The sequence below is a fragment of the Amycolatopsis sp. lyj-90 genome (genome assembly GCF_046549035.1).
Taxonomy (GTDB): domain Bacteria; phylum Actinomycetota; class Actinomycetes; order Mycobacteriales; family Pseudonocardiaceae; genus Amycolatopsis.
In genome coordinates, this window is the sequence record NZ_JAJPWP010000011.1 from 173355 (window position 1) to 190469 (window position 17115).

Here is a 17115-nt window from a genome sequence, read left to right on the forward strand (position 1 = left end):
CGGACGGGCGACCGATCAGAGGAGGAAGTGTGATCATCCAATTCTTGCATTTCGCGTTCCGCCAAGAGAGCACGGAGGAACAGCGAAACCGGGCCTTGAAGTTGATCCGCGACATCTCTGCGGTCGAATCGGTGTCGTTCGCCGTACACGGCCGCTTCATCGGGGATCCGGCCGCGGGCTACAGCCACGCCTACAGCTTCGGACTCGCCGACCTCGACGCGGTCGAAAGATACATGTACGACCCAGTGCATTTGGCCCATGACCCGGAGATCCTGCCTCACCTGGCCAAATTGCACGTCGGCATCGCCGCCTCCGACGACCCGGACCCCAATCTGTTCACCAAGATCACCCAGATCTACCAAGGCAAGGTCGCCAGGCATCCCGAATGGGAACGGCTGATGGCATCGATCCCCGAAGTCCGCATCGGCTGACCCTGCGATCTGCCCGCTCGCCGCGAAGTGACGCTCGCGGTAAGGACTTGCCCCTCACGAACCGGTAACCCACCCCGCGCGCCTTCCGTCGGAGCCCGGTCCCATCACGCCATCGGCCAGACAAGTGTGTCAGCGGGTTTCATCGTCCGGAAGCGCCGACGCGGCTTCGCAATGCCGACCACACCATGTCCGGCTTGGGGCGCCGGTCCAGCAGTTCGGAAGCGGCCTTCGCTCGCGCTCCCAGCTTCGGCTCGTGCAGCAACATCGACACCGCCTCTTTCAAGGTGACCTGTTCATCGCAGACGAACCCGGCTCCGAAATCGGAGACGAGGGAAGCCACAAGTGGCTGGTTCGCGACACGCGGCACGAACGCCATCGGCAGGCCTCGCGACAGCGCGGCGAGCGTGGTCCCCGAACCACCCGCGGCGACCACTGCCTGAACCTTGTCCAATAGCTGGCTGATCGGGGCGAACGGAATCGCGTGGACTCGGCCGGCTTCACCGTCGATCTGCTCGGGCGTCGCGGTGAACCCGGTCGTGACCAGGGCGTCGGCACCGGCGTCGAGGACACCGCGTACGGCGGAGTTGAGCAATTCCAGATCCTCCACGACCGTGCCGAGAGTCACCAAAACGACCGGGCGCGGACCGTCGAAGGCCGGGAGATCAACTTGGTTCGAGGTGTTGTACGGGGTGGCTCCGATCGTCATCGCGGCGACCTGGTCAGAGGTGTTCGTTTCGAGCCATTCCGGCCACAACTGAACAGTCGCCAGCCGCGCAGGCATCGTCAGCTCGCGCTGCTCCAACGCTTGCACGAGGCCGCCTTCGAAAGCCGCATCGATCGCAGTAGCAGGGCTGTGCACGAAGTTCACCCACGGGATATCGAGTCGTTGCGCGACCATCGGTGCCACGTAGTCCCACATCTCGGCGACGATGACGTCCGGGCGCTCGTTGACGACGAGTTCGCATAGCTCGTCGAAGGCCAGGTCCGCACGGGTCGTGGTAAACAGCGCGACAGTCGCGTCGAGCAAGGCGTCGCTGTCACTGCGGAAGCCTCGAACGTCTCCCCCGGACCGGCGCTCGTTCTCGTCGAGAAGATCGGGCAACGACGTCCGGAGAGCACGCATCGCCAGGTCATCGACCGTCCCCCGCAATTCCTCCGAGGCGACCACGACCGCCTCGTCACCGGCCGCGACAGCCGCCGCGGCCAGCGGAAGCATCGGCAGCAGGTGTCCATACGCGGGAAAGGTGGTGAAAAGCGCCTTCACGACATCCTCGTTTCAGAGCCGGAGATATTCGGCAGAGCCAACTCTGATGAAAAGTAGCAGCTATGATCGACGACATGGCGCATGAGCGAGGAGACAGTGCCCGAAAGGGCAGAAGGAGTGAATACGCGCAGCTCACACGCCAGGCCATCCTTGACGCGGCGCGGGAACTGTTCGTCCGGAAAGGATACTTCGACACCAAGGTCGAGGAGATCGCCCTCATAGCTCGTGTCGCTCCCGCCACCGTGTACGCGGTCGGCGGTGGAAAGCACGGACTGCTCCGCACGCTGATCGAGTCCGGCACCACCGCCGAGGACATCACCGAAATCCTTGCTCGTATCAAGTCGATCACCGAGCCCCGAGAGTTGATCGGCTTCATCGTGCACGCCACCCGCGGCAAATTCGAGCAGTGGTCGGGACTGATGCGGCAGGTCGTCGCCGCAGCCCCCCGAGAGCCGAGTGTGCGTGAGGTACTCCAGATCGCTCACGACAGCATGCGCGGCGGACTGGCCCTGACCGCCCGCCGCCTCGCGGACATGGGCGCGCTGCGTGAAGGCGTCGAGGCTTCCCACGCCACCGATCTGCTCTGGTTGCACCTCTGCGATGCGGCCTACTTCATCCGCACCGACGACCTCGGCTGGTCACTGGAAGAATCCGAGACCTGGCTCAACGAGGCATTGCCTTGCGCACTGCTCGCCCCCTCGGCCAGGGCTCGTTAAAACACCGCGCCCAGCTCATCCACGACGTTCCCGTCGCGGATGGAGCCCGGTTCGGCCTCACCAACCAGGAAACAGGCCCGCCTATGGTCGCCCCGGCCGGACAGCGACCACTGCGACTTTGAGTCCACAGTGGAGGCCAGTTCCAGCCCGGCCCGCTTCGGCAACGTTCCTGCCCTGACCAAACGATCTTCGACCACCCGGAAGTTGGTCATTCCCCGCCAACATGCGCGGAAATCGCCACAACCGGTTGTGGACACAGCGAATGTTGTAGTACGTTGTTCTATAGAACGTCGTTCTACAGACATCCACCCCTACCTTGAGGACCAGCTCATGGAGATCCGTCGCCGCCTGACCGATGAGGGCACCCTCGCGATCGAGACTCGCGCTTTCCAAGACACCCAGTGGGTCGCCAGCGACCCGAAGAACGCATGGGGTTACGAGCCCGCTTTTTCCCAGGAGTGGGAGGCGGAAAGGGCGACAGAGCAACACGCCCGCTCGAACGGCGGGGTGCTGCCCTTCCAGCCCCTTTCCTTCCGGGACTTCATGTTCTTCGAAGAGCACAACATCGCCGCCGCCCGCGGTTACGTCGGACGTTTCCGTCCGCGCGTTGCCAAGCTGGTCAAGGGTTTCGAAACCCTTACCCGCAAAAATTTCCCGCGTTTTCGGCCCGACCGTTTGTGGTATCAGCAGCCGACCTACTACATGGGCAACATGGCCACCATCGTGCCCAGCGGTACGCCGGTCACCGCGCCGCCGTTCACTCAGGCGTTGGACTACGAATTGGAGCTGGCCTTCGTGCTGAAGGCGCCGCTGCTGAACGCCCATCCGACCGAGGCGGAGGACGCGATCGGCATGTTCGTGCTGCTGTGCGACTTCAGCGCTCGCGACGTGCAGATCCCCGAAATGGACAGCGGCTTCGGCCCGCAGAAGTCCAAGCACTTCCTGACCTCACTTGCCACTACCGCGGTCGCCGCGGCGGACCTGCTGCCAAGGTGGCGCGATTTGACGTCCCGGGTGATCATCAACGATGAGGTGGTCGCCCGGCCGGACGCGCGCGGATCGCGGTGGAGCATGGGACAGGCCCTGGCCCATGCTTCGGCAGGCGAACAACTCTACCCCGGAGAACTTTTCGCGATCGGCACGTTGACCAGCGGTTGCGGCATGGAGATCGGCCGCTGGCTGAGGCCCGGCGACCGACTGCGCCTGGAAATGGACGAAGTCGGCGCCATCGAACACACCATCCACTGAGTCCGAGTCCGCCCGCGTTGATCGCCGCAGCTCGCAAAGTCCATTAGGAGAAACAATGACCGGCACGACTCCCCTGGCGTCCCAACGCGCACCCGGCGCGACGACGCCGGTACGAGCGCTGTCCCAAGGAGAACGGGTGGGCTTCGGCGTAGGAGCCGTTGCGACTGGCCTTTTCACCACGGTGCCCGGGCTCGTCCTGCTGTACTACTTGACCGACACCCTGGGAGTGGCCGCCGGCCTGGCCGGCGTGGTCGTCACGATCCCCAGGTTGCTCGATCTTGTCTTCAACCCTCTGACCGGCCGTCTGTCCGACCGCACCACGGGCAGGTGGGGCCCCCGCCGCCCCTGGATGGCGGCGGGAGCGCTTCTGCTGCCGCTGGCGTTCATGTCGATCTTCTGGTCGCCTTTCACCGGAACTGCCGCCGCGGTGTGGGTCGGACTCACCTTCGCCCTGGCGGGCATGGCGTTCTCGATGTTCGTGGTGCCCTGGTCGTCCCTCCCCGCCGAGACCGGCCCTGACAGCGCTACCCGGACCAGCATGATGTCCTGGCGCATCGTGTTCCTCGCCCTGGCCATCCTGCTGTCCGGCGGCTTGGCACCGGCCCTGGTGGAGATGTTCGGCGGCGGCCCCGCCGGCTACCGGGTCATGGCCTTGGCCTTCGCCCCGGTGATGCTCATCGCCATGGGCATCTCCACGCTCGTCGGCGCACGACGCTCGACCCGCGCCGGCATCGACACGGCCGCTGAAACCGGCACCCTGCGCGATGCCCTGCGCGCGGTCCGCGCCAGCCGGCCGCTGCGCAGCATGTTCGCGGTCATCGTCCTGTGCGAGGTCGCTGCGGCCATCGCTCTGGCCAGCGGCCCCTACATCGCAGGCCACATCATCGGCTCCGAAGACGCCCTCGTACCGCTCTTCATCTGCCTGGTCGCACCGTTGATGCTGACGATGCCCTTGTGGCTGCGGGCCGCGGCGCGCTGGGGTAAGCGCCCGGCATTGCAGGTGGCCGCTGCCGTCTTCGCCGCCGGTGCCGCCTTGCTGATCGCGCTGCTCTTCGCGCCCGACGCGGCCCGATTGCCGATCGCCCTGCTCGCGGTCAGCATCATGGGCACCGGATTCGCGGGCACATCCATGCTCCCCCCGGCGATGTTCGCCGACGCCGTCGCCTACGAAGCCCAGACCGTCGGGAAACGTCGTATCGGGTTGCTGACCGGCGCTTCCAACGCCGCAGAGACCATCGCGGGCAGCATCGGAGCAGGGGCGTACGCGGCGGTGCTCTCCTTCTCCGGGTTCACCTCCAGCGAGGGTGAGCAGGTCATCCAGAGCACGACCGCGCGATTCGGCATCGTCCTCGGCGTCGCAGGAGTCTCCGCCCTTGTCCTGACCGGCGTGATCCTGGTCCTGCGAGGCTATAGCATCGTCGAGGCCGACATCGACCAGCACGGAACCGCACACCGAACGGACGAAGCAACGACGTGAGCCTGCCACCCGCCGCCAACTCGGCTCGCCATCGAACCGCCAGTGAACAGGTGGGTTCGGCCCTCCTGGACGCCGCTCAAGCCGTCCTGGACCGGGAGGGTTTACCAGGAGTGTCCGTCCGGGCGGTGGCGAGCGAGGCGGGAGTGGCACCCATGGGGGTCTACAACCGCTTTCAGAACAAAGACGGCCTCCTGATCGCCCTGGCAGTGCGGGCCTTCCGTTCTCTGAAGGAAGCGGTGGTCCTCGAGGCACCTGACGAAGAACTCGAGGACCCACTGCGACGACTCCGTAAAGGGTGCCGCGCTTATCGCAAGTTCGCCCTGCGGCACCCTCAGCAGTACCACCTGATGTTCACCGGAGTGGAATCGCTGGCATCGCCGTCGCCATCCGCCGAACACGGCGCCGCCGCACTGCAGGTGCTGGTGGAGACCATCGACGCCGCCGTCCAGCGGGGAATCCTGCATACCGAGCCCGTCCAAGCCGCCCAGGTGGTGTGGAACGCCATCCACGGCGCGGTCAGCCTGGAACTGGCGGACCTGAATCTGACGCTGAAAAAACACGGTTTCGAGCCCGCCGAGACCTACGACAAGATGCTCGAGGTTCTCATCGACGGGCTGCGTTGACCCTGATGACGAGCGTCGCCCGCTTCTGTCCGGCGCTCCCTGAACGGCGGACCGGACGATCAGGGAGCGAAAGCTTGGCGGACGGCCGCGGCAAGGCTGGCTCGGCGGCGGTCGTGGTCGGTCTCCGCGTCCTCAGGGGTGGCGGTGTAGGTGAGGCTTCCGGCGGACCATGTCATGGCCAGCGCGATGACCATGGCGTGCACGTCAGCCGACGGCAAGGCGGGGTCGATGTGCCCGGTTTCCTGTGCACGAGCGATCGCATCGGTCTTGGGCTTTTCGTCGGCTTCGGCGAACAGGAAGCCCGTGGGCGATCGCTCTAGCCGAGCCCAGGTAGCCAGGCGCACGAGCTGCGGGCGGTCCACACAGGCGTCGTAGAGGCGGACCGCGTAGCCCGGCAGGTCATCGGCGGCGAGGGGGGCCGCGTCGAGAATCCCCCTGACCTGGTCGTCAAGCACCGCGTCGAACAAGGCCTCTTTACTGCCGTAATAGGCATACAGCTGAGCCTTGCTCACCTTTGCCAGCGCCGAGACACGATCGACCCGTCCGCCCGCTACGCCATGGGCGGCGAACTCCAGGGCGCCGGCGTCGAGAAGACGTCGTTTGCTCGCCTGCGTTTTGTGCACCATACAAGTCTAAACGAACTGGTTCGTTTGCGTGCTACGCACTAGCGAGCTACGGTCTGCTAGAACGAACTAGTTCGTTCCGATACTGAGGAGGCCCCGTGAGCACGAATCCCACCCTGGACGCGAGTGCGCGTCCGGCCCCCGAATTCTTGAACAGCCCCAAAGGCCTGCTGATCGACGGCGCATGGGTCCCCGCGCGCTCCGGCGCCACGTTCGACACCTACGACCCGTCGACAGGCAAGGCCCTGACCACGATCGCCGCCGCAGGCCCGGAAGACGTGGATCTCGCCGTGGCAGCCGCACGCCAAGCCTTCGACGACCCGTCATGGGCGGACATCACGCCCTACCAGAGGAGCCGGATCCTTCTGCAGATCGCGGACGTCCTCGAAACGCACACCGAGGAACTGGCGATCCTGGACTCGCTCGACATGGGCGGCCCGCTATGGATGACGCGGTGGCTGGTCGAGCACTCAGTGGAGGTGTTCCGCCATTACGCCGGCTGGCCGACGAAGATCTACGGTCAAACCGCGCCCTCTCCCCCGTCGGTGCTCAGCTACACCCTGCGCCAGCCGTTGGGCGTGGTCGGCGCCATCACCGCCTGGAATGGCCCGGTCCTGCAACTCGCTTGGAAACTCGGCCCGGCACTGGCCACCGGCAACACCGTCGTCGCCAAACCCGCCGCGTGGTCGCCACTTACCGCGCTGCGTATCGGCGAGCTACTGCTGGAGACCGACCTCCCCCACGGCGTGGTCAACATCGTCACCGGTGACGGCACCACCGGCGAAGCCATGACCAACCACCCGGGCATCGACAAGATCTCCTTCACCGGTTCGCTCGCGGTGGGCAAGCGCATCCTCGAGGTCTCCTCCCAAGACCTCAAGCGAGTAACCCTGGAACTGGGCGGCAAATCCCCGACGATCGTCTTCGACGACGCCGATCTGGAAGCCGCTGCCAAGGGCGCGGTCGCCGGATTCGCTCAAGGCAGTGGCGAGGGCTGCGTCGCCGGCTCCCGGATCTTCGTTCAGGAGTCCGTGCGTGAGCAATTCCGAGACCTCCTGATCCGCGAAATGCGGTCATACGCACTCGGCGACCCGTTCGCCCCCGACACCCAGATGGGCCCGCTGGTCTCTCCGGAGCACTTCGCCCGTGTCTCGTCGTACCTGGACGTAGCACGTGAAGAGGGCGGCACGCTGACCACGACCGGCGATCTGGGCGACGGCTTGTACATGCCGCCGACCCTCGTCGAGAATGTCGGCCCGAACGCCCGCGTCGTCCGTGAGGAGATCTTCGGCCCGATAGCCTCGTTGATGACGTTCACCGACACGAGCGACGCCATCGCCCAGGGCAATGACACCATCTTCGGCCTTTCCGCCTCGGTCTGGACCACCAGCCTCGAACGCGCCCACCGCGTCGCCGCGGATCTGCGCGCGGGCACGATCTGGGTCAACGCCTACGCCGACATGAGCACGGGCAGCGTCCCCTTCGGGGGGTTCAAGCAGTCCGGCATCGGCCGTGAACACGGCATCGAGGTCCTCGACGCCTACACCGAAACCAAAACCGTGATGATCCACCTCTGACCGCGGTGACGGCGCCGCGGCTGATCAACATCGTGTAATAGACGCGGAATCGCTACCACCCGTCGGCAAAGCCCCGGATATCGGCGCGGTGAGACCGGGACGCACCTCTGCTCCTGGCCGGTTGACCGGCCAGGAGCAGAGGTGCGGCACGACGCCTGCTAGCCGCTGACGTGCGACTCAGATTCCCGCAAGCTCATCGAACATCCCACCGTCGCCGACCTCCAGCACTGACTCACCTTGGGCTCGCCAAGGAAATCCCGCGGCGTGCAGCCGGAGGACTTGCAGCTGGGCCCACGGACTGAACAGATAAGGCAAGCGGCTGACTGCCGCTACCAGGTCTGGCCATTCCGCCCAGTGCCATTCGCATACCTCGCCAGGGTCCGGAATCGGATCCGAATCGACGACGGCTGTCCACACCGGACAGAACTCGTTCTCCACGATCCCACTCGCGTCGACTGCCCGATACCGAAAATCCGGGAGCACCGCACGCGGCTCGGCGACGGTGAGACCAAGCTCCTGCCGTCCCCGTCTCACGATGGCATCCACCATCGGCTCTCCGGGGCCTGGATGGCCGCAGAACGAGTTGGTCCACACACCTGGCCACGTCTTCTTGCCGAGCGCCCTGCGGGTCAGCAACACCTGGCCATCAGACCCGAAGACGTAGCACGAGAACGCCAGATGCAGCGGCGTGTCCGTGGTGTGCACGGTCGCCTTGCGCGCGACGCCGTTCTTCGACAGCTGATTGTCGAGAAGGACCACCAACTCCGCGTCCGGATTGCCGTCGGCTGACATGCCACCCATCACGAGACCCTCGCCGAACCGTCCAGGCCCGCATAGACGGTCACCACAGGATCCGCGGGTCGTTTATAGCTCACCCAACTGAGCCTGCGTCCGCAAGCCAGATCAGTACCGGAGATCGTGCCGGCGAGCGCGCCGAACGGCTCTGGTGCGATACCCGACATTTCCAGCAGATCCACGACTCGTGTGCTCGCCTCGGCGTCGTCGCTGATGTTCGGATCCAAGGGGCAATACAACGTGGCCGATACGGGCACCCGGCGGTCTCCCTGAAACGACAGACACGTCATCGGAGCCTTCACCAGGCGTTCGACAGGCACGTCGTAGACACGATCGAGGATCTTGGTGAACAAATCCGGCTGATGGTCCCCGCTCAGACCAGCGACCCGCTCGACCTGCTCCGGCGCGCGGCCGCCGTGCCGAAAATAGATCTTCACCCTGGACTCGGCCGAATCACCAAGATCCAGCGCGAACAAGGCGACCTCCTGTTCACGCGAGCCCAGTCCATCCCTCAGATGCTCCGCGACGAGCGCCCACTGCTCGGACAGTCCCAGACGGCTCATCGCCTCCCCGACGACCTGGTGCGGGCGCGGCTCGCCGACCGCGGGGTTCATGTACACCTTGAACAGCGGAGTTCCGCCAGTCCTCAACGCCGCGGAGCACAGCATCGAGCACGAACCGGCTGACGGCACCCCCGCGAAGAGATCCGCGACGACGCGGAACCGGCTCACGTCGATGGCGAGGATCTTGTTCAAGAGTTCAACGAAGCGATGCCCTGCCTCAGGTGAGGGTCGCGGGGGCCGACCGGCATCAAGTGGCTCGAACAGTAGCCGTACTTCCGCTCCTGACCTGGTCATCGCGCAAGAGAACTCCACCGGCGAGCCATCGTTCCCGGCAAACGAATGATGCCGGTCGAACTGCTCCACCGGCTGATCCGCCCAGGCTCCCAGCAACGAGCCCACGAGATCGATCTGCCGCCCAGCGAACCCACCTGTCGCCGAGATGGTCCTGCTCGCCAACTGGAGATGCGTCGTGGCGATGTCCCGGTATGTCGTCAGCGAATGATCAACGGCAATATTCGCCCAGGATTTCACACTGTCTGTCAACACTCACCCCCGCCTCTACGATGAGAAAGCAATTCGCCGCTCAGCGTGACCATTCTCAACCGACACGTTCAAGAGCACGAACCCGACTCGGGTCCGATAAGCAAGGACATCTGCGCGAATTTCCTCTCCTTCCGCTCCGCCGGCGGCGCCGGAGATGGCCTTACCCCCATGGTCACACCGGAAGGAGACCGATCCACAGAGATTATTTCGAAATCCGGCAGAATAACCGGCTCACACCCTCGCCTTAACCCCATCGCGACTTTTCGGGCAGAAAGATTGGACAAAAAACCGAGCCAAAGTGTCAAGTTACGAAAATCTTGATAATTATTCCTCCTGTCCAAGGTCAGGAGGGCTCATGCGAGATTCGTATGACTACATCGTGATCGGTGCGGGCTCCGCCGGCTGCGCCCTCGCCGCCCGCCTCGCACTGGGTTCCACGGACCGGATCGCCTTGATCGAAGCCGGCGGCCCCGACGATCACCCGGCGATCAAGATCCCGATCGCCTTCCCGACGCTGTTCGGCGGTGAGAACGACTGGGACTACCGCACCTCCCCACAGCCCGGCCTCGCCGGCAGGGTGATCCGGTGCCCGCGCGGCCGGGTCCTGGGTGGTAGCTCATCGCTGAACGCGAACGTCTGGACACGCGGCCATCAAGCGGATTTCGACGGCTGGACGACTGAAGGCTGGTCCTACGAGGAAGTGGAGCCGTACTTCCGCAGGGCCGAGCGCCGAAGCGGGGACGACGCCTCGGGGACATATGGCCTCGACGGCCCCTTGCACGTGGAGGACGTCCGAGGAGAGTCCGAAGCCACCGAGGCCTTCCTGCGGGCCTGTGCCGAACTCGGCCTTCCCGCCGCGAAGGACGTGAACGCCGCCGACAGCACGGGCTACTCGCGGATGCCGACGGCCCAATACCGGGGCGAGCGCTGGAGTTCCGCCGACGGCTACCTGCGCTCGCTCGTCCACCCGAACCTCGACGTCCTCACCCGGCTTCGGACGCTGAGGATCACGTTGTCCGGTGGGCGCGCCACCGGCGTCGAGGTACTGGACGAGGGCGGCACCCGCCGCACGATCACCGCCCGCCGTGAGGTCGTCGTCAGCGCAGGGGCCATCAACACGCCGCACCTGCTGATGCTCTCCGGCATCGGCCCCGCGGACCAGCTCGCCGAGCACGGGATCGACTGTGGGCATCCACTGCCCGGCGTCGGCAATGACCTGCAAGACCACATCTTTACGCCATTGATCGTCCACTGCCCCCGGCCGGTCACCCTCGCGGGCGCGGGCGAGGCCGCGGCCCTCGAAGCCTACGAGAAAGACCGGCGCGGCCCGCTGACGTCCAATGTCGCGGAGGCGGCGTACTTCACCGCGAGCGATCCCACGTTGCCCGGCCCGGATCTGGAGATCAGTTTTCTCCCGTGTGCGTTCGTCGACCACGGTATCGATCCGCCACCTCAGCACGCTTTGACCATCGCCGTGGTCCTCTTGCAGCCGGAGAGCAGAGGGCAAGTCCGGTTGCGGTCGGCCTCCCCGCTCGATAGTCCCGAAATCGACCCTGGGTATCTGTCCGACCCGGACGGCGCCGACTTCCGGCGGCTGACCCAAGGTCTGACGATCGCACGCCGGATGTTCGGCACGACCGCACTCGCGCCTTACACCGGCAAGCCGTGGTATCCGGATCTCGATCTCGACGACCCGAGGTCCGTGGAGGCTCACGTCCGTCGGCGTTCGGACACCGTCTACCACCCGGTGGGCACCTGTCGGATGGGAACGGACGACGACTCGGTGGTGGACCCGGAACTCCGCGTCCACGGCGTCGCCGGGCTGAGAGTGGTCGATGCTTCGGTCATGCCGCGGATCACCCGCGGGCACACTCACGCTCCAACGGTGATGGTCGCCGAACGGGCCGCCGATCTCCTTCTCGGCGCCTGAATCTTTCACAATCACAGTCGGGAACTCCCATGATTCATCCGAAAGTCAAAGCCTTTTTGTGGAAAACGATGGTCCGCTTGGCTCCGAAGCCCTGGTTCATCACCTTCATGCGGGCCGTGATGGTACCTGTCGACCGGTTCTTGCTGGGTCGTTCCCGCGGCCGGATCAGCTTGGGCGGGACGACCGGTGCCGGAACACTCCTGCTCACCACCACCGGCAGGCACACCGGAGAACCGCGGTCCACACCGCTCTTCTTCATGCCACACGGCGACGGGTTCGCCGTCGTCGCCTCGAATTTCGGCAGGCGCGCCCATCCCGACTGGTCCGCGAACCTGCTCGCCTTCCCGAAGGCGACCGTCACGGTCGGCAACCGGATCGCCCCGGTGACCGCGCGGCTGCTCACCGGGGCCGAACACGACGCGATCTGGAACCTCTACACCGGCGCCGGTCCTGCCTACCAGAACTACCTGGACGCCAGTGGCCGAGGCAGCTTCCGCATCTTCGCCCTCGACAAGTACGAGAACGGATCCAGCGCATGACCGCCCCCGCGAGGAGCGGCTCCGACCTCGCCGGCCTGAGGTCGAACGTGACTCAGCGCCTGGTGACCTTTCTCGACGAGAAAGAATGGCACGCCCGCGAACACGGGCTCGCCACCGAGATACCGGCTACGATCCGGGCACACATCACTGCCGGGGGCAAACGCCTCCGGCCGCTGCTGTGCCTGGCGGGCTGGCAGGCAGCCGGAGGCAGCCCAGACGCTCCCCCGATGGTGTTGCAGACCGCCGCCGCGTTGGAGATGTACCAGGCCTTCGCCCTTATTCACGACGACATCATCGACAAAAGCCTCACACGGCGTTCCCAGCCGACCGTCCATCGGGCGCTCGCCCGGCGCTACGCCCACGGCGACGACGCTCGTCATCTGGGACTCAGCGCCGCTCTTCTCGTTGGCGACATGGCACTGACCTGGTCCGACGAACTCGTCACCACCGCCGATCTCCCGGACAACCGCCGGCCCCTGGTCAATGGCCTGCTCGACACCATGCGTGAAGAAATGCACTACGGCCAGTACATGGACCTGCTGGCAACCCTCGGACCACTGGACGACCGGCAGACCCCCTTGACCGTCGCGCGGTACAAGACGGCGAAGTACACCGTCGAGCGTCCTCTGCACATCGGCGCCACGATCGCCGGAGCTGACACAGGCTTTCTGGATGCCCTCAGCAGCTTCGCCCTCCCCCTCGGCGACGCCTTTCAATTACGGGATGACCTGCTCGGGTTGTACGGGGATCCAGGGGTCACCGGCAAACCGGTCTTCGACGATCTCCGTGAAGGCAAACGGACCTTGGTGCTCGCGCTCGCGGTCGGCGAAGCCACCCCGTACCAGCAGGAATTCTTGCGCAAGCACGTCGGCGATGCCGGGCTCAGCGGAGACACCGCCCGGCAAATCCTCGACATCATCACCGCGACCGGCGCGACCGCCACAATCGAACGCATGATCGAAGAGCGCTATGCCGAAGCCGTCGGGGCACTCGACGACAGGGTCCTGTCCCGCTCAGCGGTGGCGACCTTGCGGCGGATCGCCGACGACGTGGTCCATCGCGAATCATGACCGCCGATTCGGCAGACCGGGCCAAGCACGCGTTCCTGGACATGGACGGCACCCTGCTGCCCGGCGTGCTGGGGATGCACTACCTGCGGGACCTGGCCGCCGATGGGGTGTGCGACCGCGCCTTGATAGAGGCGTGCATGGACGCGGTAAAGCGACACACCGCGTCCGCGATGGACCGCGAGCACCTCCACTCGGAGCCTTACCGGCTCTACGCGGAGGCGATCAGGGGGGCCTCTTCCGACCAGGCGCGGGCGACCGCCACGAGAACATGGAATGCCTGCCGTCGCCAGCTCTTCCCGTTCGTCGGCGAGCTGATCTCGCTGCTCAAGGTCAACGGCTACCGGATCCATCTGATCTCGGGGAACGCCGACACGATCATGACCGCGGCTGCCCTCGGGCTGGGCGTGGCTTCGGGGCACGGCGTCGGAACCGAAATCAGCGGCGGCCGGTTCACCGGACGGCTGACCGGCCCTCCCGGCCTGCCAGGAGGCAAGGACTCGATCATTCGTGAGCTCAAGGCCACCGAACCGTTCGACCATGACCGCGCGGTCGCCATCGGGAACACCATCCGGGACGCGGAGCTCTTCGACCACGTCGGCATCGCCGTCGCTTTCGAACCCGACGGCGAGCTGCGCCCGGTCGCCGTTCGGCGCGGATGGCACATCGTCGATCGCGGCACCATCGTCCCGGCGTGTGCCCGGTTGCTCGCCGGATCGTCCTCAGCCCGTACAAAGGAGTACTTACCATGAACGAGAACGAGCCCTTCGTCGAACTCGACCTGACGATCTCCGACAGGGCGAGGGAATGGCAACGGCGCGCCAGGGCGTTCGCGCGTCGGCACGCCTTACCGCTCGGGCGCGAACTGGACGTCATGAGCGCCGAGGACGCCGTCGCGCCCGGCTCCCCTTATTTCGAGTTCCTGTCGAAGGCACGGAGCGAAGGGTTCCTGCACCTGACAGCGCCGCCGGAGTTCGGCGGTCTCGGCTTGAGCCGCCTTGAGGAGTATCTCGTGCTCGAGGAACTCGCCACCGGCGACGCCGGGTTGGCGACCTCGCTGTTCATCGCCCCGCTCGCATACCAGTTCGTGTACAACTTCGGCAGTTCACGACTCGTCGATGAGCTGGCACGCCCCTTCTACACCGGGCAACGCCCGGAGTGGTCGAGTTGTTTCGCCATCACGGACTCTCGGCACGGATCGGACATGATGGCCGCGCACACCCCGTCACTGGCCGTCCCGGGTGGCGACCTCACCGCGCGGGAAGACGGCGACGGCTGGATCCTCGACGGACGGAAGGCGCCGTGGGCGAGCTGCACAGCGACGGCTACTCACGCCCTGGTGTGCTGCACCATCGACTCGTCGAACCTCGCCCGCGGCGGGATCGCTGTTGTGCCACTGGACCTCGACGGCGTCACGAGGGGAGAACCCCTCGACAAACTCGGCCTGCGGCCGATGAACCAGGCGTCGCTGAGCTTCGCCGACGTACGCATCCCCAAGGAAAACCTGCTCGTACGTGAAGATGCCTACGGCAAGGCCATGCATACCGTCCACACCGTCGCCAGCGCCTCCATGGCCCTGCTGGCATTCGGAACCGGCCGTGCCGCCTACGAGGGCGCCGTCCGCTACACCGCCGAACGAGTCCAGGGCGGGAAGCCTCTGCGCGAACACCAGGCCACCCAGATGCGCCTGTTCTCGATGTTCACCAAACTGGAAGCCGCTCGTGCGCTGACCCGCGCCACCTACGTGCACAACCACGATCTGATCGCCATGGGAAAAGCAGGCTCCCTCGCGCATTCCTGCGCCGCGAAGGTGTTCACCACGGAGACCGCGTTCGAGGTCTGCGACACCGCTTCCCAGCTTTGTGGCGCCCGGGCGACCGATCGGCGGGGGCTCCGCTTCTCCAACGGCGACGTCTTCTATCCCGAGAAGCTGCTTCGTGACGCTAAATCGTTCAAGATCGCCGATGGGGAGAACACCTTGCTAGCGCTGATCGGTGCGGCGCATCTCGACTGATGTCGGGAACGGGCATCCCCGACGAGGGATGCTCGCCGAGAACCGCGTCGCACCGTCTCCCAGCGCGTACCCCTCCGGTGTTCTGCGAGACGACTTCGCCGCAGCCATCGCCATCGCAGGGCGGGTCACCGAAACACTCGAGATTCCCAGCCGCCGATCCCCAAACAGTGGCCCGCGATGTCAGTTCGGGCACAGTCCCTCGCCATAAGTACTCTGGGCCCGCTTACCATCCGGCGCCGACAAAGCCTCGCCAACCTATGATGATCGAGGAGATCCCGATCTCATCCGCGCATATCGGCACCGGCAGGGACGCAGTCCGCACGTGCGACCGACCGATGCCGCCGAGTCCGCCCACAGAGTCGAGAAATTCGCACAGATCCCGCTGCTCAGCGCGGCGCTGCCGCATCAGGCGGCAGATCGCCGAGCGCGCCGGGATTGCCGACCGGGTCGCGACTCGCACTCGCCGAGCGCGGTCTCACCTCTACTCGCATAGAGGTCGAATGAAGAACCGTCATCGACAGTCGAAGCATGAACAAGGACGAGCCATACACGCGTCACAACAAGCCGCCGAAGCATGTCACTCACCAACATTCCGCCATGTTCGTGCGCAATTACGCTTCTGATCCGATCCTGCCGATCGACGTCAAATTATCTTACGACACACGTGATCCGTTCGCGATCAAAGCATCTTTTTTTCGCAACACGGAAGAAGAAGTCGACTGGCTGTTCTCACGAGAATTGCTGGCCCAGGGCCTGCTCGCCCCCGCGGGCCAGGCCGATGTTCACATCAGACCAAATGACGAAGATCTCACCTTGATGCGAATCGAATTGGTAAGCCCGGACGGGGCTGCCATGTTCGCGGTATCGAGGGAAGAATTGAGCAACTTCCTCGAGTGCACCTACGACATCATCCCACTGGGAGCGGAGTCGTTATGGATCGACTTCGATTTCGAAATTCACCGGCTCGTTTCCGGCTAGAACCCGCCGGGGTCTCAGTCGCCGGGATTGCCGCTCCCCCGGAAGCACGATCTCTCGATCCAGAGAGAAGGCGCTCACGACCAGATTCAGCTGAACCTGGGCACAGACCGAAGATTCTCAGCGTGTGCCAGGAGACACCGCCCGGCGGGCCGAGTGCGGCACAGCATCCGCTTCATGCGCCCCGACGGCCGGCCGGGGTCGATCCCACTCCTCGCCTCGGTTCCGGGGCGGACGAATCGCGTCTACACGGTCTCTTCGTTCGACAGCTCAGCCACCTGGCCGACCTCGGCATAGACAGGTGCGATGTCGAGGTAGACCCTGATGCTGTCGACGAGCCCACCGGTCCGATGAAGGATCGTCACGGATGGCACTTCGACGGCGCGTCCATCCAGCCGCGTATAGGTCACAGTGGCTTCGAGGACACTGGTGTCACCGTCCGTGAACACGTTGACAAACTCATGCGAGAGCGACCTGATGGTGGACAGGAACGCGCGCTGAGCCTCCATCACCTCGACGAGGCCGCGGACCGGAGGCGCACCTCCCCTCAGAAACATGACGTCAGCGGCACAGTACGCAGGGAAGCTGTCGATGTTTCCCTTGTCGACCTCACGATAGAAGTCTCGCAGCCAGTCGCTCATCGTTCCTCCGGTTGTCGCTGAGGGGGAGAGTACCCGGACGGGGCCGGCGTTCTGACGCCATGCGGACGACCGGTTTCACGTTGAAAAAA

Annotated in this window: 18 protein-coding genes; 12 read left to right on the top strand and 6 right to left on the bottom strand. The window is 65.2% G+C overall.

The annotated features are described in order from the left end of the window. Window positions 1-29 precede the first annotated feature (29 nt). Window positions 30-431 carry a Dabb family protein gene (locus ACLJPX_RS35330; protein WP_410604691.1) on the top strand — a complete coding sequence of 134 codons (402 nt, stop codon included), beginning with the start codon at window positions 30-32 and terminating at the stop codon, window positions 429-431. Between the two features lie 139 nt (window positions 432-570). Here ACLJPX_RS35330 and ACLJPX_RS35335 read toward each other — a convergent pair whose 3' ends face one another. Next, window positions 571-1695, bottom strand: a complete 1125-nt coding sequence (locus tag ACLJPX_RS35335; protein ID WP_410604692.1) for a glycosyltransferase — start codon at window positions 1693-1695, stop codon at window positions 571-573. 62 nt (window positions 1696-1757) lie between these two features. Between ACLJPX_RS35335 and ACLJPX_RS35340 the strand changes: the two genes are divergently transcribed. Continuing rightward, window positions 1758-2411 carry a TetR/AcrR family transcriptional regulator gene (locus tag ACLJPX_RS35340; RefSeq protein ID WP_410604693.1) on the top strand — a complete coding sequence of 218 codons (654 nt, stop codon included), beginning with the start codon at window positions 1758-1760 and terminating at the stop codon, window positions 2409-2411. On the opposite strand, the gene ACLJPX_RS35345 is transcribed toward ACLJPX_RS35340, so the two are convergent. After that, window positions 2408-2623 carry a hypothetical protein gene (locus ACLJPX_RS35345; RefSeq protein WP_410604694.1) on the bottom strand — a complete coding sequence of 72 codons (216 nt, stop codon included), beginning with the start codon at window positions 2621-2623 and terminating at the stop codon, window positions 2408-2410. The genes ACLJPX_RS35340 and ACLJPX_RS35345 overlap by 4 nt on opposite strands. A gap of 118 nt (window positions 2624-2741) precedes the next feature. On the opposite strand from ACLJPX_RS35345, the gene ACLJPX_RS35350 reads away from it, so the two are divergent. From ACLJPX_RS35350 to ACLJPX_RS35360, 3 genes are read left to right on the top strand one after another with little or no spacing between them, the layout of a single operon-like run. Next, window positions 2742-3659: a fumarylacetoacetate hydrolase family protein gene (locus tag ACLJPX_RS35350; protein ID WP_410604695.1), complete on the top strand. Its 918-nt coding sequence runs from the start codon at window positions 2742-2744 to the stop codon at window positions 3657-3659. Window positions 3660-3714: 55 nt separating this feature from the next. Next, window positions 3715-5136, top strand: a complete 1422-nt coding sequence (locus ACLJPX_RS35355) for an MFS transporter (RefSeq protein ID WP_410604696.1) — start codon at window positions 3715-3717, stop codon at window positions 5134-5136. Next, window positions 5133-5759, top strand: a complete 627-nt coding sequence (locus ACLJPX_RS35360; protein ID WP_410604697.1) for a TetR/AcrR family transcriptional regulator — start codon at window positions 5133-5135, stop codon at window positions 5757-5759. The genes ACLJPX_RS35355 and ACLJPX_RS35360 overlap by 4 nt, the downstream gene beginning before the upstream one ends. 59 nt (window positions 5760-5818) lie before the next feature. On the opposite strand, the gene ACLJPX_RS35365 is transcribed toward ACLJPX_RS35360, so the two are convergent. Beyond that, window positions 5819-6382, bottom strand: coding sequence for a TetR family transcriptional regulator (locus tag ACLJPX_RS35365; protein ID WP_410604698.1), 564 nt, complete (start codon window positions 6380-6382; stop codon window positions 5819-5821). A gap of 98 nt (window positions 6383-6480) precedes the next feature. On the opposite strand from ACLJPX_RS35365, the gene ACLJPX_RS35370 reads away from it, so the two are divergent. After that, window positions 6481-7959 carry an aldehyde dehydrogenase family protein gene (locus ACLJPX_RS35370; protein WP_410604699.1) on the top strand — a complete coding sequence of 493 codons (1479 nt, stop codon included), beginning with the start codon at window positions 6481-6483 and terminating at the stop codon, window positions 7957-7959. A gap of 177 nt (window positions 7960-8136) precedes the next feature. On the opposite strand, the gene idi is transcribed toward ACLJPX_RS35370, so the two are convergent. Both idi and ACLJPX_RS35380 read right to left on the bottom strand, forming a co-directional pair. Beyond that, on the bottom strand, window positions 8137-8751 hold the full coding sequence (idi, locus tag ACLJPX_RS35375) for an isopentenyl-diphosphate Delta-isomerase (RefSeq protein WP_410604700.1): 615 nt from the start codon (window positions 8749-8751) through the stop codon (window positions 8137-8139). Window positions 8752-8759: 8 nt separating this feature from the next. Beyond that, complete coding sequence (locus ACLJPX_RS35380) at window positions 8760-9863, bottom strand: tryptophan dimethylallyltransferase family protein (protein WP_410604701.1); 1104 nt, start codon at window positions 9861-9863, stop codon at window positions 8760-8762. Window positions 9864-10215: 352 nt separating this feature from the next. Here ACLJPX_RS35380 and ACLJPX_RS35385 point away from each other — a divergent pair, with 352 nt between their 5' ends. The 6 genes from ACLJPX_RS35385 to ACLJPX_RS35410 all read left to right on the top strand — a co-directional run bounded on the left by ACLJPX_RS35385 (window position 10216) and on the right by ACLJPX_RS35410 (window position 16388). Then, window positions 10216-11790: a GMC family oxidoreductase gene (locus ACLJPX_RS35385; protein ID WP_410604702.1), complete on the top strand. Its 1575-nt coding sequence runs from the start codon at window positions 10216-10218 to the stop codon at window positions 11788-11790. Window positions 11791-11867: 77 nt separating this feature from the next. Further along, window positions 11868-12329 (top strand): nitroreductase family deazaflavin-dependent oxidoreductase, encoded by a 462-nt coding sequence (locus ACLJPX_RS35390; protein WP_410604703.1) that lies wholly within the window; start codon window positions 11868-11870, stop codon window positions 12327-12329. Further along, entirely contained in the window at window positions 12326-13399 is a 1074-nt protein-coding gene (locus tag ACLJPX_RS35395; RefSeq protein WP_410604704.1) for a polyprenyl synthetase family protein, read from the top strand. The genes ACLJPX_RS35390 and ACLJPX_RS35395 overlap by 4 nt, the downstream gene beginning before the upstream one ends. After that, window positions 13396-14148: an HAD family hydrolase gene (locus ACLJPX_RS35400; protein ID WP_410604705.1), complete on the top strand. Its 753-nt coding sequence runs from the start codon at window positions 13396-13398 to the stop codon at window positions 14146-14148. Before ACLJPX_RS35395 ends, ACLJPX_RS35400 begins: the two co-directional genes overlap by 4 nt. Further along, on the top strand, window positions 14145-15410 hold the full coding sequence (locus ACLJPX_RS35405; RefSeq protein ID WP_410604706.1) for an acyl-CoA dehydrogenase family protein: 1266 nt from the start codon (window positions 14145-14147) through the stop codon (window positions 15408-15410). Before ACLJPX_RS35400 ends, ACLJPX_RS35405 begins: the two co-directional genes overlap by 4 nt. A gap of 528 nt (window positions 15411-15938) precedes the next feature. Beyond that, on the top strand, window positions 15939-16388 hold the full coding sequence (locus ACLJPX_RS35410) for an SsgA family sporulation/cell division regulator (RefSeq protein ID WP_410604707.1): 450 nt from the start codon (window positions 15939-15941) through the stop codon (window positions 16386-16388). A 242-nt stretch (window positions 16389-16630) separates the two neighbouring features. Here the strand turns inward: ACLJPX_RS35410 and ACLJPX_RS35415 are convergent, their stop codons facing one another. Beyond that, window positions 16631-17026, bottom strand: coding sequence for a nuclear transport factor 2 family protein (locus ACLJPX_RS35415; protein ID WP_410604708.1), 396 nt, complete (start codon window positions 17024-17026; stop codon window positions 16631-16633). Between the last annotated feature and the right edge of the window lie 89 nt (window positions 17027-17115).